This is a genomic window from Leisingera sp. NJS201, from assembly GCF_004535885.1.
In the GTDB taxonomy this organism is placed as follows: domain Bacteria; phylum Pseudomonadota; class Alphaproteobacteria; order Rhodobacterales; family Rhodobacteraceae; genus Leisingera.
In genome coordinates, this window is sequence record NZ_CP038234.1 from 3,791,632 (window position 1) to 3,812,941 (window position 21,310).

Here is a 21,310-nt window from a genome sequence, read left to right on the forward strand (position 1 = left end):
TCATGTCGGACTTTGCATTCAGGCGCATGCCTGGGCCTGGGGTTTGCTCAGGCTCTCAGCCAGTGTCAGCCCTTGCTGAATGGCGCGCTTTGCATCGAGTTCGGAAGCCACATCGGCGCCGCCGATCAGGTGCGCCGGGATCCCGCGAGCCTGCAGCCCCTCCAGCAGATCCCGCTTGGGAAGCTGGCCTGCACACACCACAACCGTGTCGACGTCCAGAACTTCACTTTGGCCATTCACGGTCACATGCAGCCCCGCGTCATCAACCTTTTGATACTGAACCCCGCCCAGCATCCGCACCTTGCCCAGCTTCATCTCAGCGCGGTGAATCCAGCCGGTGGTTTTGCCCAGCCCAGCACCCAGGGGCGTTGTTTTGCGCTGCAGCAAAGTGATATCCCGGAACGGAGCATCCGGTGCCGGCGCCTCCGCGAGCCCGCCGCGCAAGCCGCCTTCCCCCTGACCCCAGCCAGGGTTCACACCCCATTTCCGCATGAAAGAGGGAACATGGGCATGGTCATGCCCCGGCGCGGCCAGAAGAAACTCTGACGTGTCAAAACCGATGCCGCCCGCGCCGATGACTGCCACGCGTCTTCCCGCGACCACACGCCCGGTCAGAATGTCGATATAGCTGCACACTTTGGGCTGATCTGCGCCAGGAATGTCCAAGTCGCGCGGCTCGATCCCCGTGGCCAGAACCACCTGATCAAATCCGGCTTCCAGATCAGGCAATCCAACCCGAGCGCCAAGCCGGATCTCCACACCAGCGCGTTCAAGCCGGTTGCCGAAGTAACGCACGGTTTCATCGAATTCGGTTTTCCCCGGAACATTGCGCGCAATGTTCAGCTGCCCGCCAATCTTCTTTTCGGCATCAAACAGAACAACCTGATGACCCCGCTCCGCCGCTTCGCTTGCAAAGCTCATGCCCGCAGGGCCTGCTCCCACAACGGCAATCCGCTGCGGCTTGTCCGAAGGGGTCGTGGCAAAACGAGTTTCGTTACAGGCCCGCGGGTTCACCAGACAGGAACAGGTCTTCATGCTGAAGATATGGTCCAAACAGGCCTGGTTGCAGGCGATGCAGGTATTGATGGCCGCCTCATCCCCATCGAGGGCCTTGTTCATGAAATCCGCATCCGCCAGAAACGGGCGCGCCATCGACACCATATCCGCATGGCCATCACGTAGGGCCTCTTCCACCTGATCCGGTGCATTGAACCGGTTCGAGGTGATCAGCGGGATCGAAACCTCACCCATCATCCGCCGGGTCACCCAGGACCAGGCCTGCCGGGGCGTGGCCTGTGCAATAGTGGGCACTCTGGCCTCGTGCCAGCCAATTCCGGTGTTCAGGACAGTGGCACCGGCTTCTTCCAGCGCTTTGGCCAGTTGCACCACTTCTTCCCAGTCGGAACCGCCCTCAACCAGGTCAATCATTGATAGGCGGAACATGATGATGAAGTCCGGGCCGACCATCTCGCGGGTCTGGCGTACAATTTCAACAGGAAAACGGATACGGTTCTCATAGGCGCCGCCCCATTCATCGGTGCGGTGATTGGTGCGCTGCGCAATGAACTGGTTGATCAGGTAACCTTCTGAACCCATGATCTCGACACCGTCGTACCCACCTTTCTGGGCCCGCCGGGCGCATTTGGCGAAGTCATGGATCGTCCGTGTAATATCCGCACCTGTCAGCTCGCGAGGCACATGCGCTGAAATCGGAGCCTGAATTGCTGATGGCGCAACAGATCCGGGCGCATAGGAATACCGGCCAGTGTGCAGGATCTGCAACAGAATGCGGCCGCCTTCGTCATGCACAGCCTGTGTGACACGCTGATGGATCGCCAGGGATTTTGGTGAGTCAAGCCGCCCGTAGCTGTCTGGCTTGCTGGGAATACCGGTGCTGCCTTCTTCGTTCGGAGCAACGCCCCCAGTCACGATCAGCGCGCAGCCGCCGCGCGCGCGCGCCGCATAAAAGGCTGCTATGCGCTCACCCGTCTGGTCAATTTCTTCCAGGCCTGTGTGCATGGACCCCATGATGACCCGGTTGGGCAGGGTGACGTGCCCCAGTTCAATCGGCTCAAATGTCATTGGATATTTCATCTTGCTTCTCTTCGGCAGTCTTCGAACGCTTCAGCGCAAACGAAGATGTTACGATTCAGTGGCGAGGTTTGTTCCCGAGGCTGCTCAGGCCAGCGCCGGAGCACGGAGCTTGCGGACCAGGAAAGCAAAGCCTAAGCCCGTGACATAGGCCCAAGGCAGGTAGAAGAAGGTTGGTCCCAAAAGCTCAGGTGCGTTCAAGATTCCCATGATGACCACGATCGACATGGAGATATTCTGCATCCCGACTTCGACGGTCACCGCACGGGTTTCATCTTCCTTCAGGCGGGCCATCCGCCCAAGTACGAAGGCAAGCCCCATCATCAGCACATTCAGCACCACCACCGCGCCAAACGCATCAAACGCTGAAATCAGATGCATACGGCCAGCCACAAACAACAGGGACGTGATCAGAATGGTCACGAAGCCACCGATAAACATCGGCCGGCGGACTTTGACTGCAAACTCAGGGGCCACAGCTCCCACCACGATCCCGCTCACAACCGGCAAGAACGTCGTCAGAAATATACGAAACGCCGTTTCCCAGAACGGCAGGTGCAGCGTCGTGCTTTCGCCCAAGAAGAACTCAATTCCCAGTCCGATTATGAAAGGCACGGTCAGAAAGGCCAGAACACTGGCGACCGCTGTCAGTGACACCGAAAGCGCGACATCCCCACGGGCAACAGCGCAAACAGCATTCGATGGCGCCCCTCCCGGGCAAGCCGCAATGACCATTAACCCCACTGAAGCCGCCGGGGACAGGTCCATGGCAATAGCTATACCTGCAGCCGCCAGCGGCAGAAGCAGGATCTGTCCGGTGATCCCCAGAAAAAGCGCTTTGGGCTGCCGCAAAACGCGTAGAAAGTCGGCCGCCGACAGCGACGTTCCCATGGAAAACATGACCGACACTAACCCGGCAAGCGCGATGCTGGTGATGATTGCCCCGATATCCATCGGCTCCTCCTTCATATTGGGATTACACTGTAAACCTGAAGGGCAAAAATAACCTAGCCAGTTCTCCTGCGACGTAGCGTCAATCCAACTGCATAGCCCTTATCGACGCCGGAGCAGACCGGCAGATAATGTCCGCAAGTTCTTGTATATCAATATTAAAAACTAACTTCCGCGACAGGTGAAGCTGCAGCGCCCCATGCAGGGACGACCATAACCAATGCGCCGCTGCATTCGGTGAAACCGGCAGATTTTCCGCAGCACAAAACGCGGAAACCACGTCCAGATTCACTTGCCAGCTCAGCGATTCCCGATTGGCGGATTCACCAAAGTCACTAAGAATCCGCTCATAAGCGTCAAACTCCCAGGGGTCGAACATCAGGCGGTATTCGTTTGGATGCGCCAGGCCAAACAGCACGTATGCCCGGCTTACCTGTACCAACGCATCGTATGGATCCTCTGTGGTGCCCTGTGCCTTGCGCATCTGTTTTGTCAGGCCCTCAAACGCCTCGAGGCGTAACTCCATCAGGATATGATCTTTGCTCGGAAAATGCTTGTAGGGCATCATCTGCGATACACCGATGACACCAGCGACAGAGCGCATAGACACCGCCGAGACTCCGCCCTTTTGCAGCAGACTCTTTGTTGCCTTTAGTATCTGGCTGCGTGGTGCTGATGCCCTGTCGAACTTCATAAAACCGCCTCAGAATAAACACTGTCGACCGCCCTTGTCGGGCGGCTACCCCGCCGTGTCAATTCCCCGCTATTGCAGGCAGCTGTGCGATTGCCGCCAATGCTCCTGCAGTCTCACTGCACTTCTGCCACCTGACTGCATTTACCGGCACCTGCGCCAAAATCACCATAACGCTGATCGTTTCGCGCCTACACAAGCCTTCCGTCAGGAGCCAAATTCACCGGCATATCCATGAAACATCGCTATCAGTGAAAGAGACCATCCGATGAAGAAGGCCCCAGTTTGCGACATCAGCCATGGCCAACTGTCCAATTTCCACAGTGAAGCCGCTTTTTCCTACGCCTTCGGTCTCGCCTATGCCGACCACATACGCGAAACCGCCGAGACCATTCCGGAAAAACCAGTCATCTTCCTGAAGCACGGAACTCCTGTAGTGAACCAGGAAACCGTCAAGACACCCAGTATTGACGAAATGCTACAGGCAACTTTCAAGATTGAACCAGCAATCCGGGATCAGGTTGAGCCTCTGCGCGACAAGATCGGCCCGATGCTCGACTATGAAATCGAACTGGGTGTTCAGATTCTCGAGGACTGCAAGCTTCAAGATCTTGAAGCAGGTGCGCCACTGCCCAGAATTGGCTATTTTCTGGCAAATGACCTTACCACCAGAACGGTGCAGCTGTTTGGCCAGCTTTGCGACAGCCGACTGCCCTGCTGGACTGAATGCAAAAGCTTCGACGGGTTCTTTCCCACAGCCGATACGCTTTGGGTGCCCAACGAGGACGCTCGCGACAAATTCCCGGATGTGACGCTGCACCTGAAGGTTAACGGTAAGACACGGCAGAAGGAACCGGTCAGCAGCCTCATTTACACACCCAGAGAACTGCTGACACATGCTGCACGTTTTGCCCCCGGGCGCCGGCTCAACGCCGGAGACCTGCTGGTAACCGGAACTCCGGCAGGGGTGACCTTCAAGGTCAACCGCCTCAAGCGCCAGATCGCCCGAGCCCTACCCGCCCGCTTTTTGATCGGCGCTATGGTCTCTGCCGGGAAGGCAAACTCTGACTATCTGAAGCCAGGAGATGTGATTGAAGCTGACGCCGAATGGCTGGGCAGCCACTCCTTTACAATCACCTGAAAATCATGAAATTCCCTTGCCCGCTTCCGGTACTCATCGCTCTTGTCTGAAAAAGCCTATCTGGCTAGTGTCTCGGCCGATGGCACAGAATACTGGTGTGGGCATTGGGGATTTTTCGCTGCCCTTCGAATACGCCGAGCTCCTGATAACGTTTGCCTCGGACCAAGGGGTTCCCGCCAGCACTCTGCTGACGGGAACCGGGCTTACGATTCCTGATCTGCTGTCGCAACCCCGGTATATCCGCAGCGACAGCTACAGTACTCTGGCAGGCAATCTTTGCGCCGCTACTGGAGATCCGCTGCTGCCCTGGAAATTCGGTCGACTGTTGAGCCTCCAACCTCATGGCATGTTCGGTCTTACACTGCGCAGCGCTACCCGATTGTCCAAGGCCTATGAATACCTGCCAGAGTTCTTTTCCACGCGCACCGGTGGCAGCCAGGTCCTGCAAACCCGGCGTGATACGGAAACCTTCGATATTCTGATCAAATCGGGTAATCGCAATACTCCAGATCGTGTTGTCCAGTTCCACACTATTGCCAGCCTGGTCAACATGGCATGGATCAGCCGCACCTTGACCGGCATATCCAGAACCGAGTTGAGTGACACTATTTTTTTGGTCTGGCCTGCGCCGAGCCAAGATGGATGGACCGCATATCTGCCGCCCGGAACCAGAACAGTCTTTAACCACAAAGAAAGTTACTTCAGCCTTCCGTTGGCCATGATGCGACTGCGGGTAAGGTCAGGCGGGAAACAATTCAACTCCGCCGCAGTCTCCAAATTGAGGCAAGAACTGTCCCTCCCGCCGGAAACAATGGATATAGTCGGCCGTGTTGGCTGGGCAATCCACAAGACCGGCTTCAAAGGCAGCACAATTGAGACCGCATCAGAGCTTCTTGGGGTCTCGCCTGCGACGTTGAAGCGACGGCTGGGTGAAAAGGGAGAGACTTTTCTAGCCGTCAAGAACGCGCAGCGTTTTGGCGTTGTCCGCGACTTATTGCGTTCTACGACCCTGTCCTTGGACGAAATCGCATATCGGGCGGGCTACGAAAACTCCAGCAACCTGTCCAAAGCGTTTCGCCGCAACTTCGGCATATCCCCTGGCGTATACCGCAAGTCACTTAGCAAGTATTGAGCCAGTTGGACCAGACATCTGAACTTCTGGCACATGGTGAGCTGATCGGCATGAGATATCCCTAAGGACGTGATCAAGACGTTTCCAGGGGAGGTATGAAATGCGGGTGAACATTACACTATGGCTGGCCGGTTTGATCCTGGCCGCCTTGGGCATTCTTCAAACCTGCCACGGCTTTCTAGGCTGGCTAAATGATGAAGCAGCAATTGTGACCTGGATCTTTGGCGCTGCCGCTCTGATCTTGGGTACGATCGCCCTAATCCTTGTCTGTATAGCGGATTACCGCGCCTGGATCGCACTAGGTGAAGGAGGCCTCCCTTCTAATCTGCGCGGCTGGCTTACAGTGACCGCAATGCGGCCGTTGGCCGGAGACCCTCTGGACCAATCCGTCTTTTCTTCCAGGCTGGGCAGTGAGGCTGATGTCGCTTATCTGGATTGCCTGCCGGGCCGGGATATGCCGCGACCGACTGTTGCGCCGCACGCAGTACCACACCGCCAGATCGACCAGTTTCCAGACACCGCAACAATGAGTGATCTCTCCGCAGCCTTCGACGATATCGTCGCGAAGAATGCGGCCCGCCTCCAGTACAAGCTCAGCCGTTACGAAAAGCACAATCAGGCGATCTGGCTGCAGGATGTTGATGGCGGCAATCCAGCAACCGGAAAGGAAGGGGAAATAGGGCACTTCCACCCATCGGACGGCTCTATGCACACAATACTAAGTCCCAGCGACGCCAAACAGGTCATAGACAAAGGCTGGGGTGAACTGCATTCGATGGCGCGTTTCAAGCGTATCTTCCCCACAGACACCTTTCTCATGCTCTATGCACCAGCCAAGCCCGAGCATGTTCCCGTGATCAAATCCATCATCTTGGCAGCTACTCGCTACGCACTGCCTGTACATGACAATCAACTCAAAGGGTAAAAATATGCGACGCTGGCTTTTAATCGGAACTGCGGTTATCGCCCTTTCAGGGGTAGGCGGTGCAGCACTCATGTCCTCGATGGGTGCATTCAACAGCATCACAACACAATATGACGCCGCCTGCACCAGTGTCGGCGATATGGCAGGCCCAGAAGACCTAGCAATCGACTATGACGCTGGGGTTGCGTTCATTTCCTCACTAGACAGGCGTGCAGGTATGGCCGGGGATATCGCCACCGGCGCAATCCACCGGCTGGACTTGAATGGCAGCAACTCTCTGACCGAAATGAACGTAACCGGTCTGGATGCAGCTGTTCCGTTTCTCCCCCATGGAGTTGACCTGAAAACAATCGGTGGAACGCAGTATCTCTTTGCACTAAACCACCGCAGCGCAACCGATCCCGCTGCCGGGCATGATATATTTGTGTTTGAGGTGCGCGAAAATACGCTGGATCTTGTAGAGCATTATCAGAACAGCGGCATCCGCTCCCCAACGATCTGGCAGCCATTGATTTGAACACCGTCTATTTCAGCAACGACCGCGGCAAGTTCGGTAATTTTGCCAACCTCGTCGAAATGATGCTAGCCCAGAAAATCGCCGATGTTTCTGTTTACGATCAGGGTGAGGTCTCCCTTTCCGCGCCCATGGCCTTTGCTAATGGCGTGGCTACAATCGACGAAGGAAAAACCGTTTACGCAACCGCCATGCGTGAAAGCGTCCTGAAGGAGTTCAAACGTGACCCGGCCACAAACACTCTGACCTTGGTGCGCGAAATCTCTGTTGGCGAAGCACCTGACAATATCAGTGTTGCCGAAGACGGCAGCCTCTGGGTGGCCAGCCACTTGAACCTGATGGCCTTTGACGGCCACATCAAAGATGCCAGCGCACTGTCACCCTTCCAGGTCTACCGCGTTGATCCGGCCACCGGGGACAGCAAGCTGATGCTGGAGAATGACGGCTCTCTGCAGTCCTCAGTCAGCGTTGCAGCCCCATATAAGGACAAGATTCTGTTGGGGACCGCCTTTCAGTCCGGTATCAAGGTTTGCCCCCTTTAATCCGGGACATGCCTTCCATCAACCGGTCTCCCCCTCCCCAAGAGTGGGGGAGGCCCGCAAAAAGGATCCCCCATGCAGGCTTCCGGCATTGCTCTCCATGAGGCTCTGATGATGTGACCGCCCCCGACGGCATCACTGTGCCAAGGTGGGTCTGCATCGATCCACAAAGGTGTCTGACGTCAGCACCTGTGGGACAGATTTGAGGATTTGAACAACGGAGGATTTCTGGTTCATCGTAACCGTCAAGGAGTGAAGATGAACAAGAAATCCGGAACCAGCAAAGCCGCGGCTGGCCAGCTGGTCAAGAGCATCCGCCGCAAGATCCGTCAGGCCTATTCGGCGGAGGAGAAGATCCGCATTGCTTTGGCCGGCCTTCGAGGTGAGGAAAGCATTTCGGCACTGTGTCGGCGCGAAGGCATTTCCGGGAGCCTGTATTACAGCTGGTCCAAGGAGTTCCTCGAAGCAGGGAAACGCCGTCTGTCCGGCTAAACGGCCCCGGCAGGCGACATCGCCTGAAGTGAAGGATCTGCGGTCTGAGGCCCTGGCTTCGAAGGAGTGTGCCGCGGACCTGACCCTGGAAAACCGCCTGCTCAAAAAAAGCATGATCGGGGATGGGGAGTTCGAGGAATGAGATACGCCGCTTCAGAGAAGCTGGAGATCATCCGCACCGTTGAAGGCTCGCATCTGCCCACCAAGCAGACCCTCGATTTGTTAGGCATCGCCCGCACGACATTCTACCGGTGGTATGATCGCTATGCCAACGCAGCAAGCACCGCGATAGGGACAGGACGGAACCGGCCATCAGCGAAAAGGGCTAAACCCTTGAACCCCATTGGTCTCTTTCGCAGGGCGGTCGTTCGTGGTTAATGAGCCAACCTCCGGGCCGGAAGCGGCGAAATAGGGTGAAGAGCCCAATGTAACGAATGCTGCGCTAGACATAAACGGGCAAAAAACGCGCTAAGCCGCCGCTGGCCGAAGTAGTGTCGGCAATTATGCGGGCCTCGTCATGACCTGGCTGTTTCACGGCGCATCCCAGCTTTACGGTCTTTCGGACATCGTGCAGCCTTTTGGGAGTGCTAATGGGGGCAAGCGACTCGAAGTAACCTTTCGGCCCTGCGACCGCTGTGTCTCCCGGCTTGGCGATTTTGGCACCAGCTAGGTCACGGCAGACAGCACAGCGTACGACAATGCCCTGGCCGAGACGATCAACGGCTTGTTCAAAGCCGAGGTCATTCACCGCCGCGGCCCTTGGCGCAACTTGGAGGCAGTGGAATACGCAACACTCGAATGGGTGGACTGGTTCAACAGCCGCCGTCTGCTTGAACCAATCGGGAACATTCCGCCGGCAGAAGCAGAGGCCAATTTCTACGCCGCTCTGGAAACTGAGGACATTGCCGCATAACAAACTGAAATCAGCCTCCGGCAAACCCGGGGCGGTTCAACTCGCCGTGAAGCAGCTATCCAATTGCAGACGCTGACAGCGGCACAGAATAGGAGGACGTCTGGCGTGTTTCAAAATGCAGGTCAACATTTGCACGCCTCAAGAAGCTGGACGTTGAGGACGACTTCGGCTTACGTTGTCAGGTATTGAGGCGCTCAGAGAATATTCGGCAGCGCATACTGTCAATCCGCGCCTATCCAGTTTTGACTAGCTGGTTGATCTCTCGAAGATAGTTGTCTCGCGTTTCAAATAGGCCCGCTTCGAAGGCCTCAACAAGTGCGCTCGCTGGTTGGAACTTTGACCGCAGCAAAGTGCTCTTGAAAGGCAAAGTTATTGCGAACCTCCGGAAGACGACAGGCCTGTGATTGAAACTGAGGGCCGAAAACGGGTTGATAATTGCAACACCAACCCCCTGCGCAACCGCTTCTGCTGCCATTATGGAGTTATGCACTTCAATCGTTGTCGCAGGGACAACTCCCAAAGCCTCAAGCACACCGTTCAAACGCTGTGTATAGGCATCGTTCTGCCCTAATGCGACAAATCTCTGCTGGTCCAGATCCTGCGGGGAAATTTCCGCTTTTCTGCACAGCGGATGATCTTCAGGCAGCATGCAGATTTCCGGAGCATCCGTGAACGGCTGATGCACCGTTCCCTCTGGTTCAATCGCATAGGCGGCAAGCCCGATGTCGCATTGCCGGGACGCCACCAGTTCCGAAATTGTCGGGGTTTGCCGGGTCGTTACCACCGTTTGGACATCCGGTCTGCTGGAATTGAACGCCTTCACGGCTGATACCAGAAACCCCTGCGAGTAGGCCGGGGCACAAGCAATGTGGATTCTGCCTTGCTGTAGGTTGCGGATTTCCTCGGCAGCCCGGCTGATACGCCGAATGCTGCGAAAGGATGTGTCGACCTCCTCGTAAAGCAGAAGTGCTTCCTGCGTCGGCACAACGCGGTTCCCCGACCGATTGAAGAGCGTCATTTTCACGGCGTCTTCCAGCTGCCGGAGAGACCTGCTGACGGCAGGCTGCGAGGTGTTCAGGATCTCGGCTGCGCCGGTCACGGTGCCCACTGACATCGTCGCGTGAAAGCACTCCAGAAGTCTTGAATTCAGCTGCATCTGCTTTTCCGCCTTTAGAACCGCGCTCCGGAACTATCCTTGTTAGCATATCAAAAGTGAATGCTGAAGTCGCGAACTTGTATTGTTCTTTAGGCTAAAGGCCGGGCCACACTGCTCTCGAACCAAAAAACGGGAAAAGATTCAGGGATGCGGAACGGCGGTGCTGGCTGCTCTCTATCCAAGTCAGGGAAGAGCACATGACGATGTATGATTTCTACGCGGACACCAAGACCAAGCCGACGGCAGAAATGCGTAAGGCCGTGCTTGAGTGTGCTGTCGGCGACGAGCAGAAAGATGAGGACCCGACCACTTCGGAACTGTGCGCCCGTGTCGCCAAGCTTCTGGGCAAGGAAGCGGCAGTTTTTCTGCCGTCTGGCACCATGTGCAACGAGATTGCCATCAAGGTGCATACGAACCCCGGCGACGAAGTGATCTGCGAGCAAAGCTGCCACATCATCAATTTCGAAACCGGAGGCCCTGCAGCCATCAGCGGAGTGATGATACGGGCGATTGAAGGTAGCAACGGGATCTTCACCGCAGATCAGGTCCGCGCCTGCATCCGCCCCAATTCGCGCTACATGCCGGAAAGCACGCTGCTGTGCGTAGAGCAGACCGCCAATATGGGCGGTGGCGCCATCTGGCCGCTTGAACAGCTGGACAACGTGGCAAAGGCCGCGAAAGACGCAGGTCTTGCCACGCACATGGATGGTGCGCGTCTCATGAACGCGGTTGCCAAGACCGGTATCCCCGCCGCGCGCTATGCACAACACTACGACACGGTCTGGATTGACTTCACCAAAGGGCTCGGTGCGCCCGTGGGCGCTGTTCTGGCGGGCACGCAGGATTTTATCGTTCAGGCCTGGAGGTTGAAACAGCGGCTTGGCGGCGCGATGCGGCAGTCGGGCATCGTCGCCTCCATGTGCCTGTACGCCCTGGACCATCATGTGGACCGTCTTGCCGAGGATAATGACCTTGCGGCACACCTCGGGCAGGAAATCGCCAAGCTTCCGATGGTCAGCCAAGTGCTGCCGGTTGAAACAAACATCGTGATTTTCGACCTGACAAGCGACGCGCCAAATGCGGCCGAAGTGGTCGAACAGCTGAAAGCAGAAGGCATCCTGACGGGCGCGTTTGGCGAACGGCGCATCCGCGTAGTTACCCACATCGATGTCAACCCGGCTGCGGGCGAGGTGCTGCTTCAAAGCCTCTCAAGACTGCTCGGAACCCCCAAGAAAGAGGAAGTGTTCAATGATGCATGATGCTTTGACACCTGCCGAGGCGCTGGTTCGCGTCGAAGAGCTTTCCAAGGTGTTTCACACGGCGGACGGCCGGGCCATCAACGCGCTGAAGTCTGTATCAACCCACGTGAGCAGGGGGGAAGTGGTCGCCATCATCGGCCCCAGCGGATCCGGGAAAAGCACCTTCTTGCGGGCTTTGAACGGGCTGGACCCGTTGACGTCCGGCCATATCTACATCGATGGCGTCGATTTGGCCGACCGCTCCACGGACATGAATGCGCTGCGCGCGGACGTCGGCATGGTGTTTCAGCATTTCAACCTGTTCCAGCACAAGACATCGCTCGAAAACATTACTCTGCCTCAGACCCTGGTCCGCAAACGCTCCAAGAAAGAAGCCGAAGAGACTGCAATGGATCTTTTGCGCCAGCTTGGGCTGGATCATCTGGCCAACAATTACCCTTCACAGCTTTCTGGCGGCCAGCAGCAGCGCATTGCAATTGCCCGCGCCTTAGCGATGCAACCGAAATTGATGCTGTTCGACGAGGCCACTTCGGCACTGGATCCCGAAATGGTGGGTGAAGTGCTTGACCTCATGAAAGGTCTGGCAGCTGACGGCATGACCATGTGCCTGGTGACCCATGAAATGAACTTTGCCCGCGAAGTCTGCGACCGGGTCCTGTTCATGGACGGCGGCGAATTGGTGGAGACCGGCAAACCTGCCGAATTCTTCGAAAATCCGGAAACCGACCGGGCAAGCCAGTTTCTCGACAAAGTTCTCTAACCATCACGCAATCTTAGGGAGGAAATGTGATGAACTTCTTTAAAACTCTGCTTGCAGGGGCCGCTACTTTTGTGGCTGCTCACACTGCATCGTTTTCAGAAGCCGAGGCGGATACAGTCTCCGACATTGTGAACCGCGGCGCGCTGAACATTGCTGTTCAGACACAGGGCCCGCCGTTCAGTTTTGTTGACAAGCATGGTGAACGCACTGGGTTCGCCGTCGAAGTGGTGAAGCTGATTGCCCAGGATATGGGTGTCGAAATCGAATTTCACGACTACGAATGGAAAGGGCTGATCCCGTCGCTTCTGGCGAAAAAGGTCGACTTTATTGCCGCCGATATGACACCCACGCCGCAGCGGGCGCTGCAGCTCAACTTCACTGAACCGTTCTACTACAGCGAAGTCGTGGCTTACACCAATGGCAACAGCACCGCTGCCACTTGGCAGGACTTGAACCAGGAAGGCGTCAAGATTGGCGTTCCGCAGGCCAGCTCACACGTCAAATTCGTGCGGGACAACCTGCCCAATGCAACAGTTGTTGAGCTTTCCGGCGGCAGCCCGGCCGTCGCCCAGGCACTCTCTGTCGGCCGTGTGGACGCGGGTGTAACGGCCCGTGAAATCGCGGTCCAGTTCACCCGCGAATTCGAAGGTGTGCGTGTCGTTGACGGGGTGATCGTGAAGTCGCCGCTGAGTTTCCCGGTTCGGCCTCAGGACACGCACCTGCAGTCCTGGCTGAACAACTGGTTCCGGATCAAACACGCCGACCGCACAATCGAACGGATGCTGGAATACTGGGTCCTGACCGACGCCTGGGAAGCCGATCACAAGTAATCCTCTTCGACCTTCATCGAGGGGGCAGAAGCGGCCCCCTCGAAACGGCATGATCCAAGGGAGGCGATGATGAGCCTTATCGAAATCTATAACTACCGGGTCGTGTCCAAATACCTTCCCGAGTTCGCTTGGGGTCTTTGGGCAACGCTTTGGATTTCCTGCCTGTGCCTAGTATTGGCCTTGGTTCTGGGAACCCTGATTACAGTTGCCCGGCGCTCCCGCAAGCGGTGGTTGTCAGCTCCGGTGGCAATCTACGTCGAAGCCATCCGCAGTACACCGCTGCTGGTTCAGCTCTACCTTGTCTATTACGGGCTGTCTCAAATTCCCGTGCTAAACATTCCTGTCCCCGCGCTAGCCTGCGGTATCTTCGCACTGACCGTACATACGGCAGCCTACATGAGCGAAATCATCCGCGGCGGCATTGAGTCCGTGGACCGGGGGCAATTTGAAGGCGCCAAAGCAGTCGGCATGACCGAGCGCCAGGCTATGCTGCACATCATCTACCCGCAGGCTTTTGCAAACATTGTGCCAGCGCTGCTGGGCCAGACGGCGGTCCTGATCAAGGACAGCTCCATCCTCAGCTTCATAGCTGTATTCGAACTGCTGGGCGCCGGGCTGATGGTTCTGTCCGACCGGGTGATGCCCGTCGAAGCCTTCCTGACCGCGGCCTTCGGATACCTGCTGATCTACATTCTCATGCTGCAGTTGTCATCCATCGCCAAGCGCAAGCTGGCAGGCAACACCTGGCGCCAACGGTAAGGAGGCCACCATGTGGGAACTCACTCTGCAAACCATGCCATTCCTTCTGGAAGGCTTTCTGAACACGATCCTCATTTCACTGGCAGCAATCACCTGCGGCAGCCTGGTGGGCCTGCTGCTGGGGCTGGCACGGACTGTTGGACCAGGATACCTGGGAAACTTGGTCGGGCTTTACGTGCATCTCGTGCGGGCGACACCATTCCTGGTACAGATCTACATCGTCTATTACGTGCTGCCGACGTCAGGCTGGGGCATCTTCGATTTTTCGAACTTCGTAGCCGCAGTGATCGCGCTCACGATCTACACCTCCTCGTACACGGCCGAAATTATACGCGGATCTCTCGAGGCCGTACCGAAAGGACAATGGGAAGGTGCTGCAGCAGTGGGCATGACAATGTGGCAAAGGCTGCTGAACGTCATCCTGCCGCAGGCTTGGAAACTCACCCTGCCACCGCTTGCTGGGGTCTACGTCCTAGTTATCAAGGGCACTTCCATCTTGTCGGTGATCGGCGTGGTCGAACTGATGCGGCAGGGTGAGGATGCGATCCACCGCCATCCGGCACATATCATGTGGATCCTGTTCCTCTGTGCCGCCCTTTACTTCCTCTACTGCTTCCCGATCCTTCGCGGCATCAAGCATATGGAAGCCCGGATCGCCCTCCGCGGCCGCCGGAACCCGGCCAATGAGGAAGGCTGGTAAATCTAAGCCGTCCTAGCTTTCCGGTACAAGGGCGTCCACCCGAGACTCCCCGTGAGGCAGGCTGGCATTAACCCGTCGAGCAGTCCCAAATCAACGAGGCAAAGCCATGGTAAAACAATCAAAAACAACTCTGTTCATTGGGGCCGGGAACATGGCTCAGTCAATTCTGACTGGATATAAAGCCAGTGGCGGCGACATGGCCCACGTCTCGGTTCTGGATCCATTTGCGGATGTGGAATTGGCAGTTGGCCTGAACCTGAAAGGCCTCTACCGGCGGATTGACGAAATTGAACCGGACACGCTGTTTGATGTTGTCGTCCTGGCTGTCAAACCGCAGATTTTCGAGACTTTCGGCACTGATTGGGCTTCTGTTTTGATCGACGGTGGGACAGTCATTTCAATTATGGCGGGTGTCAGCAGCACGCGTATAACCGCCTGCGCAGGGAAGCCTTGCTCTGTCGTTCGCTGCATGCCGAACATGGCCGCTGCCGTCGGTAGATCAGTCAACGTTGCTTACACCGCGGACAGCACTCGGAAAAAGACCTTTGAAACGCTCTTCTCAGGCTCTGGTGCCATTCGATGGCTCGCAAACGAGGACGACATGCACCTTACCACAGCCATCTCCGGCAGCGGCCCAGCTTACTTCTTTGCGTTCGTCGAAGCTCTTGCGCAAGCGGGAACAAAGGCCGGTTTGCCTGCGCAACTTTCTCTTGATTTGTCGATTGACACAATGATCGGAGCCGCCGACCTGCTGAAAACGAAAAGGGCCCCAGCGGACCTGCGTCAAAGCGTTACGTCTAAAGGAGGAACTACTGCGGCTGCATTGGATGCCTTTGGACTGCACGACAATTTAAAGGCTATCGTTGAAGATGCCGTAGCAGCAGCCGTGGCCCGCTCCCGTGAACTCTCTCTTTGAGTAAGGCTCAGGCCCCATTGTTTTCAGCCGATAGCCATAGTTCATCCTCGGAAAATCGAGCTGTTACATGTTTGATCGTTGCGAACTAGGCAACTCCGAAAACTGAGGAGAGAGCCGCTTAACCAACTGAAATCTGCCTCCGGCAACCCCGGCGCGGTTCACAACAATCATCTATAGGCTATCAGTCCCGGCTTTATTAATGGGCTGCGTGTCCTGCGATTTAGGACACGCAGCCCGATAGGAGTTGCCATCCTACTCTTATTGACTATCCGCGCAGCGGTTGACCACTTTCCCTGGATTCATGACACCTAAGGGGTCAAAGGCATTCTTCAGTGCGTTCATGAAATGACGCTTGATCGGGTCTCCATAGTTTTGATCAAGCGGCAGCTTGTCCTGCCCAAGACCATACTCAGCGCTGAACGAGCCGTCGAGTTTTGCGACGAGATCGTAAATACAGGGAGAAACCTTTGCGCTCACTTCATCGAGGTAGGCTGGAGACTCGGCACCTTCCGGGGCAAGCACGTTGAAGTGTACATTGCCATCCCCAACATGGCCGTAAACAGAAAGACGGGCTCCTTGCCCGTACCGGTTGACGAGATCGGAGCCAAGTTCAATGAACCTGGCCATATCAGAGATACGAACAGAAACATCATGCTTCACTGAGCCGCCGTTGAGCACTTCACCTTCGGGATGTGTTCACGCAGGTTCCAAAAGTCCTGTCTTTGCTGTTCGCTTGTTGCAATGACACCGTCCACGATTATTTCGCCGGACATTCCATCCTCAAAGAACGCTTCGATGGCCTGGTCGAGGCCCAGAACCGGGGAGGACGATGCGGCCTCGATCAGCACGAAATGTTCGGAAGGGGTTTGAATGGGGCGGCGCAATTCAGGCTTGCCGGCAAAGAGAAGGTCGAGAGATGCACCAGAGATGTATTCGAACGACGTGACCGCCTCACCGGTATACCGCTGAGCTTTTGCCAAGAGCGGCATCAAATCACTGATCTCATTGATCGCCAGAAAGGCAGTGACGCGGCTCGCTGCAGGCAAAAACAGACGCAAAGAGGCTCCGGTGACGATACCGAGCGAGCCTTCCGCGCCAATCAGAAGCTGGTGCAACGCATACCCTCGATTGTCCTTCCGCAGCGGGGACAGGTTGCTGAGCACTTGGCCATCCGGCAGCACGACCTCGAGGCCCAGAACCAGGTCCCGGGTAATCCCGTAGCGAACTGCCGAAACCCCTCCGGCATTTGTCGAAATGTTCCCGCCAATTTGGCACGATTGCTGAGAACCAAGCGACAGGGGGAACATCAAGTTCTCCTGCTCCGCCGCTTCATGGATCTCAGAGAGAATGCATCCCGCATCAACAGTGATCGAGAGGTTGTCGGCATCCACCTCCCGGATCTTGTTCATGCGCTGCAAGCTGATCAGCAGTTGCTGGCCGCTTTCGTCCGGGGTCGCGCCACCGCAATATCCTGTGTTGCCGCCGACCGGGACAAGGGCGACGTTGTGCAGATTGCAAAGTTTGACAATTGAGGCCACTTCCTCAGTCGAACGGGGGCGCAACAGTGCTGGGCTTTCGCCGGTATACTTCTTCCGGAAGTCAGTTGTGTAGCCGTTGATTATGTCTTTGTCGTTCACCACGATCTCTGTCGGCAGCTCCGCCAGCACTTTTTCATATGGAGTCATCACGCACCCTCTTGTGTTTGACCGGCATGGTAATGGGCGCTCGTTTCATGAAATTCTGTTTTCTTGTCCCGAAAAGGCATTCTGTGCCGCCTTGGCTGAAGTTTGGGCCATCAAACTGTTTGCCGTCTCATAGATCGCTGAACGAACGCTCCGCCAAGATCACGAGATCCAGGCACCAAGCTGCAACCCGCCAAAGGCAGGCCGTCAGTAAAAAATAAGCGCTAGAATCGGCACCCTGACGGCAGTCGGCGCAAAACAAAAGATGGCACTGAAGGACTTGGTTAAGCCCACAGATTCTGCCGTTTCACTGCAGCCTTCAGCATAATCAGGATTTTCCGTGCTCCTACTCTGTTTGGACCAAAGAGGAGGAGGGGAACCTTTGGCGATGCCGGAAGCACCACAGTTTTATGACCTTGCGAACACAGGCGATTGGCTGGCGGTAATCTCGGCAGGCTGGACCGCAAACCGCTGCTGACCTTGTTCGCTCTGCTGACGCTCTCACAGCCGAGCACGAGAAAGCCGCGTGCGGGAACACCCTCGACCACGACATCCTTCGGTTATGAGGAGAGATACTGAAGATGAAAACATTCCTGAAATATCTGGCAGCTGGATCTGTTGCATTGCAGCTTGCCGCGCCCGCATTTGCCGCCGATATGCGGCTGAAGTTCGCCGGGGTTTTCCCGGTAGATCACCAGGGTTCCAAAATGATGGAACAAGTCAAAGCAGATATCGAGGCCGCAGATGTAGGCCTGAAGGTCTCGGTGTTCCCAGCAAACCAGCTTGGGTCCGGCGAAGCACTGCTGGAAGACGTCGCGCGCGGGAACATCGATTTTGCCGCTGCATTTCTTTATGCAGACACCGACCCGCGACTTGAAATCCTGTCCATGCCGTTTCTTGTGAGCGATTGGGACGAGATGAACTCAGTCATGCGCGACCTGGATTCCGAGTTCAACACCATCATTCAGGAAACTCTTTCTGACCACGGTGTGCGCCTTCTGGGTCAAAACCCCGAAGGTTTTGTCGGCATCGTGGCCACTGAAGAGCCGGCAAACTGGAACAACTTCGACGCTAAGAACATGAACATTCGTGTCTGGTCCTCGAACGTTGTGAAGTCGATGGTTGAGACCCTCGGCTACCAGGCGACAACCATGTCGTGGGGCGACATCTTCCCTGCAATTCAGTCAGGCATTGTTGATGGCGCAATCTGCTGCACGAAGACTGCAACTTACTCAATCTTTGCAAAGAGCGACGTGGGTTCGCATTTCGTCCAGTACAATTCGATCCCCGAGAACACGTCCTACTACGTTTCGGAAAAGACCTGGGAAGAGCTGAACGAAGAGCAGCGTGAAGTCGTGCAAGCGGCCTTCACCAAGGCATCGGATGATTTCTTCGCCTACAACCGTGAAAACGATGCGGTCTTCGAGCAGAAGCTGGTCGAAAGCGGCTACACCATTCTGAAGTTGTCGCCGGAAGAGCAGCAGGCCATGGCCAGCAAGGTACGCAGCGAAATCTGGCCCATGCTTGAAGAAAGCGTCGGTAAGGATAACATCGATCGCCTTCTCTCCAGCCTGAAATAAACTACTCAAAACACAAGAAGGGCCGGCCGTCACAGGTCGGCCCAAGTGTATGAATACAGGGGGAAATCTATGGCGCATATAGCCGAGATATTACCAAAGGGTATCGCAACGCCTCTTCAGGGCTCCCTGAGGATGATGCGCTGGATCGTGATCCTCAGCGGATTTCTGATGTCAGTCACGTTCTTTCTGGTCGTGATCATCAGATATGGTTTCAATGGTGATCTATTCGCCTATGAGGAATGGCTGCTGACAGCCTGTTTCTGGGGCTTCTTTGCTGGATCAGCTTTGGCCTCCGAACGCGGACACCACATCAATGCAGATATCCTCGGGATTATCATCACAAACCCAAGACTGAGATGGTGGCGCCGACTGATCGTGCTTACCATTGAACTGGTGGTGACCGCAGCCATTCTCTACTGGGGGTATCTGATGCTCGCCGAGGAGCTGGCCAAATACCCGATCTGGAAAACCACCCCGGCCCTGAAGATCCCATATTTCGCTTGGCGGGTCTCAATCTTCCTTGGCTTCTTCTTCATGACGGTTTTTGCCGCGGCGTATCTTTACGCGCACATCAGAGGCATCGAAATTGACTATGGGGACGACACAGACGCCGAAGATATGAACAAGAAAAAGGAGGCGGGCCAGTGATTATTGCAGGCAGTCTGGTCATTATCTGCGGCATGCTACTATTGGGTGTCAGCGTCTATGTGGCATTTGGTGCAGTTCTTCTTTTCCTTGCGGCCATGGGAGGGCACGAAGTTTCAGGCTACCTGCCGTCGGGCTCAACGAAACTGCGTTCCCTGGTTCTTCTGGCCATTCCTCTCTTCATGATTGCAGGGACAATAATGGAGCGTGGCAAAATCGCGGCTCCGCTTGTCAGCCTTGCCGAGCTGTTCATCGGCCACCTGAAAGGCGGGTTGAGCGCAGCAACCGTTCTGGCCTGCGGGATTTTCGGATCCATCTCCGGTGCCGCCAATGCGACGCTGACTTGTATCGGCAGTATCATGATGCCGCATCTTCGCCGCGCGAATTACCCGGAAGGGCAATCTGCCGCGCTGATCGTATGCGCAAGCCCCTTGGGCCTTCTGATCCCGCCCAGTGGAAACCATATTCTCTATGGCTGGGTGGCGCAGCAGTCAGTTCTTAAGTGCTTTCTATCGACTGTCGTCCCTGCGCTCATTCTGATAACTCTGCTTATCGCTGTGAACCAGTTCATGCTGCGTAAGTATGACGATATCGAACTGCTGGAGCGCCCGCAGGAATTTGGCATGGCATTCCGCCAAAAGGCCACTCTGGCCTTTCCGGCTTTGCTGATGCCGCTCATCATTCTGGGGGTATCTACGGCGGTATCATGACACCGACAGAAGCCGCCGGCGTTGCGGTCGTCTACGCTATTCCTGTGGCAATCTATGTCTACCGCGGCCTGACTTGGCGGGCTCTGGTTGAAGCGCTGACGGATTCAGGCGTGATCATCGGCGTCGTCATGGTGATGATCTTCATGGTGCTTATCGTCAGCAAATTCCTGATCTTTGAGGATATCCCGAACATCGCAAAGGATCTGGTCTACTCTGTGTCAGACAACCCGATTGTGATCCTGCTGATGGTCAACCTGGTCATGATCTTGATCGGTATGCTGATGGACGACATCTCTGGCCTTCTGCTGTCGACACCGATCCTGCTGCCGATCGTGCAAGGCGTAGGAATGGACCCGATCCATTTTGCCGCTGTGCTGGGGGTCAACCTTGGAATGGCAAACATTACGCCGCCGACGGCACCCTTGCTTTATCTCGGGGCGAAAATCACCAAGACGCCAGTATCCAGCATGTTGCTGCCGACGCTGATCTTTATCATCTTCGCGTGGCTTCCAACTCTGGCTTTGACGACATTCGTCCCGGAGATCGCTCTATGGTTGCCCGAGCTGCTGCTGGGGTGATCCCAAAATCCGGCTCTTCCGCAGCTGGAGCTGAGTTTTGAAGAAAAAACCGGCCGCACCTTCGCAGGTGCGGCCGGTTTGTCTTCTCCGCCTTTGGCCTCTGCCATTGGCGGCAGTGATTCCCGGAAACGCCTTTGAGTTCAGGAGTGCTTCAAATCTCCCTTGGTGGAGAGCTCCAGCAGAAATTGCTTCCTGCTAACACGGCTGCAGTACAAAATTCCACCAAAGGAGAGTGGCGCGAAACTCACTCCCTCAAGGCATGCGCAGCTGGCATACCGGGGATGATGACTTGGTGGTTTATTGAGTAAAAGCAGTGTCTTAAAAGTTATCCCAAGCTCAACAACAG

General features: G+C 56.0%; 19 protein-coding genes and 3 pseudogenes. 16 read left to right on the forward strand and 6 right to left on the reverse strand.

All coding sequences use genetic code 11. The features are described from left to right. Nucleotides 1-18: 18 nt before the first annotated feature. The 3 genes from ETW23_RS18740 to ETW23_RS18750 all read right to left on the reverse strand — a co-directional run bounded on the left by ETW23_RS18740 (nucleotide 19) and on the right by ETW23_RS18750 (nucleotide 3,736). On the reverse strand, nucleotides 19-2,094 hold the full coding sequence (locus ETW23_RS18740; RefSeq protein ID WP_134830897.1) for an NADPH-dependent 2,4-dienoyl-CoA reductase: 2,076 nt from the start codon (nucleotides 2,092-2,094) through the stop codon (nucleotides 19-21). 84 nt (nucleotides 2,095-2,178) lie between these two features. After that, a complete protein-coding gene (locus ETW23_RS18745; RefSeq protein ID WP_134830898.1) occupies nucleotides 2,179-3,045 on the reverse strand; it encodes a bile acid:sodium symporter family protein in 867 nt (288 codons plus the stop codon). A gap of 79 nt (nucleotides 3,046-3,124) precedes the next feature. Next, on the reverse strand, nucleotides 3,125-3,736 hold the full coding sequence (locus ETW23_RS18750) for a TetR/AcrR family transcriptional regulator (RefSeq protein WP_134830899.1): 612 nt from the start codon (nucleotides 3,734-3,736) through the stop codon (nucleotides 3,125-3,127). Between the two features lie 265 nt (nucleotides 3,737-4,001). On the opposite strand from ETW23_RS18750, the gene ETW23_RS18755 reads away from it, so the two are divergent. The 7 genes and pseudogenes from ETW23_RS18755 to ETW23_RS18785 all read left to right on the forward strand — a co-directional run. Beyond that, entirely contained in the window at nucleotides 4,002-4,874 is an 873-nt protein-coding gene (locus ETW23_RS18755; RefSeq protein WP_134830900.1) for a fumarylacetoacetate hydrolase family protein, read from the forward strand. Continuing rightward, on the forward strand, nucleotides 4,825-6,006 hold the full coding sequence (locus tag ETW23_RS18760) for an AraC family transcriptional regulator (protein ID WP_134830901.1): 1,182 nt from the start codon (nucleotides 4,825-4,827) through the stop codon (nucleotides 6,004-6,006). Before ETW23_RS18755 ends, ETW23_RS18760 begins: the two co-directional genes overlap by 50 nt. Nucleotides 6,007-6,106: 100 nt before the next feature. Then, nucleotides 6,107-6,931, forward strand: a complete 825-nt coding sequence (locus ETW23_RS18765) for a luciferase family protein (protein ID WP_134830902.1) — start codon at nucleotides 6,107-6,109, stop codon at nucleotides 6,929-6,931. Nucleotides 6,932-6,935: 4 nt separating this feature from the next. Then, nucleotides 6,936-7,448: a hypothetical protein gene (locus tag ETW23_RS18770; RefSeq protein ID WP_134830903.1), complete on the forward strand. Its 513-nt coding sequence runs from the start codon at nucleotides 6,936-6,938 to the stop codon at nucleotides 7,446-7,448. Then, complete coding sequence (locus ETW23_RS18775) at nucleotides 7,445-7,987, forward strand: lactonase family protein (RefSeq protein ID WP_167738153.1); 543 nt, start codon at nucleotides 7,445-7,447, stop codon at nucleotides 7,985-7,987. The genes ETW23_RS18770 and ETW23_RS18775 overlap by 4 nt, the downstream gene beginning before the upstream one ends. A gap of 255 nt (nucleotides 7,988-8,242) precedes the next feature. Continuing rightward, nucleotides 8,243-8,743: pseudogene (locus ETW23_RS18780) on the forward strand (transposase); the annotation flags it as partial. 421 nt (nucleotides 8,744-9,164) lie between these two features. Next, nucleotides 9,165-9,389: pseudogene (locus ETW23_RS18785) on the forward strand (integrase core domain-containing protein); the annotation flags it as partial. 232 nt (nucleotides 9,390-9,621) lie between these two features. On the opposite strand, the gene ETW23_RS18790 reads toward ETW23_RS18785, so the two are convergent. Further along, complete coding sequence (locus ETW23_RS18790; RefSeq protein WP_134830905.1) at nucleotides 9,622-10,545, reverse strand: LysR substrate-binding domain-containing protein; 924 nt, start codon at nucleotides 10,543-10,545, stop codon at nucleotides 9,622-9,624. Nucleotides 10,546-10,742: 197 nt separating this feature from the next. On the opposite strand from ETW23_RS18790, the gene ETW23_RS18795 reads away from it, so the two are divergent. From ETW23_RS18795 to proC, 6 genes are all read left to right on the forward strand, one after another. Then, nucleotides 10,743-11,804, forward strand: a complete 1,062-nt coding sequence (locus ETW23_RS18795; protein ID WP_247676922.1) for a low specificity L-threonine aldolase — start codon at nucleotides 10,743-10,745, stop codon at nucleotides 11,802-11,804. Continuing rightward, on the forward strand, nucleotides 11,794-12,564 hold the full coding sequence (locus tag ETW23_RS18800) for an amino acid ABC transporter ATP-binding protein (protein WP_275423092.1): 771 nt from the start codon (nucleotides 11,794-11,796) through the stop codon (nucleotides 12,562-12,564). Before ETW23_RS18795 ends, ETW23_RS18800 begins: the two co-directional genes overlap by 11 nt. 29 nt (nucleotides 12,565-12,593) lie before the next feature. Then, nucleotides 12,594-13,394: an ABC transporter substrate-binding protein gene (locus tag ETW23_RS18805; protein ID WP_129369406.1), complete on the forward strand. Its 801-nt coding sequence runs from the start codon at nucleotides 12,594-12,596 to the stop codon at nucleotides 13,392-13,394. Between the two features lie 69 nt (nucleotides 13,395-13,463). Further along, the gene (locus ETW23_RS18810; protein WP_205877321.1) at nucleotides 13,464-14,153 is read left to right on the forward strand and encodes an amino acid ABC transporter permease; all 690 of its coding nucleotides are present in this window, start codon (nucleotides 13,464-13,466) and stop codon (nucleotides 14,151-14,153) included. 10 nt (nucleotides 14,154-14,163) lie between these two features. After that, the gene (locus ETW23_RS18815; RefSeq protein WP_129369408.1) at nucleotides 14,164-14,853 is read left to right on the forward strand and encodes an amino acid ABC transporter permease; all 690 of its coding nucleotides are present in this window, start codon (nucleotides 14,164-14,166) and stop codon (nucleotides 14,851-14,853) included. Between the two features lie 106 nt (nucleotides 14,854-14,959). Beyond that, nucleotides 14,960-15,769, forward strand: coding sequence for a pyrroline-5-carboxylate reductase (gene proC, locus ETW23_RS18820; RefSeq protein WP_134830906.1), 810 nt, complete (start codon nucleotides 14,960-14,962; stop codon nucleotides 15,767-15,769). A 258-nt stretch (nucleotides 15,770-16,027) separates the two neighbouring features. Here proC and ETW23_RS25445 read toward each other — a convergent pair whose 3' ends face one another. Both ETW23_RS25445 and ETW23_RS18825 read right to left on the reverse strand, forming a co-directional pair. Next, the gene (locus ETW23_RS25445; RefSeq protein ID WP_205879917.1) at nucleotides 16,028-16,429 is read right to left on the reverse strand and encodes an FAD-binding oxidoreductase; all 402 of its coding nucleotides are present in this window, start codon (nucleotides 16,427-16,429) and stop codon (nucleotides 16,028-16,030) included. Beyond that, a complete protein-coding gene (locus ETW23_RS18825; protein WP_205879918.1) occupies nucleotides 16,426-17,454 on the reverse strand; it encodes an FAD-binding oxidoreductase in 1,029 nt (342 codons plus the stop codon). The genes ETW23_RS25445 and ETW23_RS18825 overlap by 4 nt, the downstream gene beginning before the upstream one ends. Nucleotides 17,455-18,032: 578 nt before the next feature. Between ETW23_RS18825 and dctP the strand changes: the two genes are divergently transcribed. The 3 genes and pseudogenes from dctP to ETW23_RS18840 all read left to right on the forward strand — a co-directional run bounded on the left by dctP (nucleotide 18,033) and on the right by ETW23_RS18840 (nucleotide 20,964). Beyond that, entirely contained in the window at nucleotides 18,033-19,031 is a 999-nt protein-coding gene (dctP, locus tag ETW23_RS18830) for a TRAP transporter substrate-binding protein DctP (protein ID WP_134830907.1), read from the forward strand. Between the two features lie 132 nt (nucleotides 19,032-19,163). Then, a complete protein-coding gene (locus ETW23_RS18835; RefSeq protein WP_237456708.1) occupies nucleotides 19,164-19,679 on the forward strand; it encodes a TRAP transporter small permease in 516 nt (171 codons plus the stop codon). Next, nucleotides 19,676-20,964: pseudogene (locus tag ETW23_RS18840) on the forward strand (TRAP transporter large permease). Before ETW23_RS18835 ends, ETW23_RS18840 begins: the two are co-directional and overlap by 4 nt. Nucleotides 20,965-21,310: the final 346 nt, after the last annotated feature.

What these genes read in the sequence shown, in the direction of transcription:
- ETW23_RS18740 (WP_134830897.1), bottom strand. Translation starts at nt 2,094, where the DNA reads ATGAAATATCCAATGACATTTGAGCCGATTGAACTGGGGCACGTCACC.
- ETW23_RS18745 (WP_134830898.1), bottom strand. Translation starts at nt 3,045, where the DNA reads ATGGATATCGGGGCAATCATCACCAGCATCGCGCTTGCCGGGTTAGTG.
- ETW23_RS18750 (WP_134830899.1), bottom strand. Translation starts at nt 3,736, where the DNA reads ATGAAGTTCGACAGGGCATCAGCACCACGCAGCCAGATACTAAAGGCA.
- ETW23_RS18755 (WP_134830900.1), top strand. Translation starts at nt 4,002, where the DNA reads ATGAAGAAGGCCCCAGTTTGCGACATCAGCCATGGCCAACTGTCCAAT.
- ETW23_RS18765 (WP_134830902.1), top strand. Translation starts at nt 6,107, where the DNA reads ATGCGGGTGAACATTACACTATGGCTGGCCGGTTTGATCCTGGCCGCC.
- ETW23_RS18770 (WP_134830903.1), top strand. Translation starts at nt 6,936, where the DNA reads ATGCGACGCTGGCTTTTAATCGGAACTGCGGTTATCGCCCTTTCAGGG.
- ETW23_RS18790 (WP_134830905.1), bottom strand. Translation starts at nt 10,545, where the DNA reads ATGCAGCTGAATTCAAGACTTCTGGAGTGCTTTCACGCGACGATGTCA.
- ETW23_RS18795 (WP_247676922.1), top strand. Translation starts at nt 10,743, where the DNA reads ATGACGATGTATGATTTCTACGCGGACACCAAGACCAAGCCGACGGCA.
- ETW23_RS18800 (WP_275423092.1), top strand. Translation starts at nt 11,794, where the DNA reads ATGATGCATGATGCTTTGACACCTGCCGAGGCGCTGGTTCGCGTCGAA.
- ETW23_RS18805 (WP_129369406.1), top strand. Translation starts at nt 12,594, where the DNA reads ATGAACTTCTTTAAAACTCTGCTTGCAGGGGCCGCTACTTTTGTGGCT.
- ETW23_RS18810 (WP_205877321.1), top strand. Translation starts at nt 13,464, where the DNA reads ATGAGCCTTATCGAAATCTATAACTACCGGGTCGTGTCCAAATACCTT.
- ETW23_RS18815 (WP_129369408.1), top strand. Translation starts at nt 14,164, where the DNA reads ATGTGGGAACTCACTCTGCAAACCATGCCATTCCTTCTGGAAGGCTTT.
- proC (WP_134830906.1), top strand. Translation starts at nt 14,960, where the DNA reads ATGGTAAAACAATCAAAAACAACTCTGTTCATTGGGGCCGGGAACATG.
- ETW23_RS18825 (WP_205879918.1), bottom strand. Translation starts at nt 17,454, where the DNA reads ATGACTCCATATGAAAAAGTGCTGGCGGAGCTGCCGACAGAGATCGTG.
- dctP (WP_134830907.1), top strand. Translation starts at nt 18,033, where the DNA reads ATGAAAACATTCCTGAAATATCTGGCAGCTGGATCTGTTGCATTGCAG.
- ETW23_RS18835 (WP_237456708.1), top strand. Translation starts at nt 19,164, where the DNA reads ATGATGCGCTGGATCGTGATCCTCAGCGGATTTCTGATGTCAGTCACG.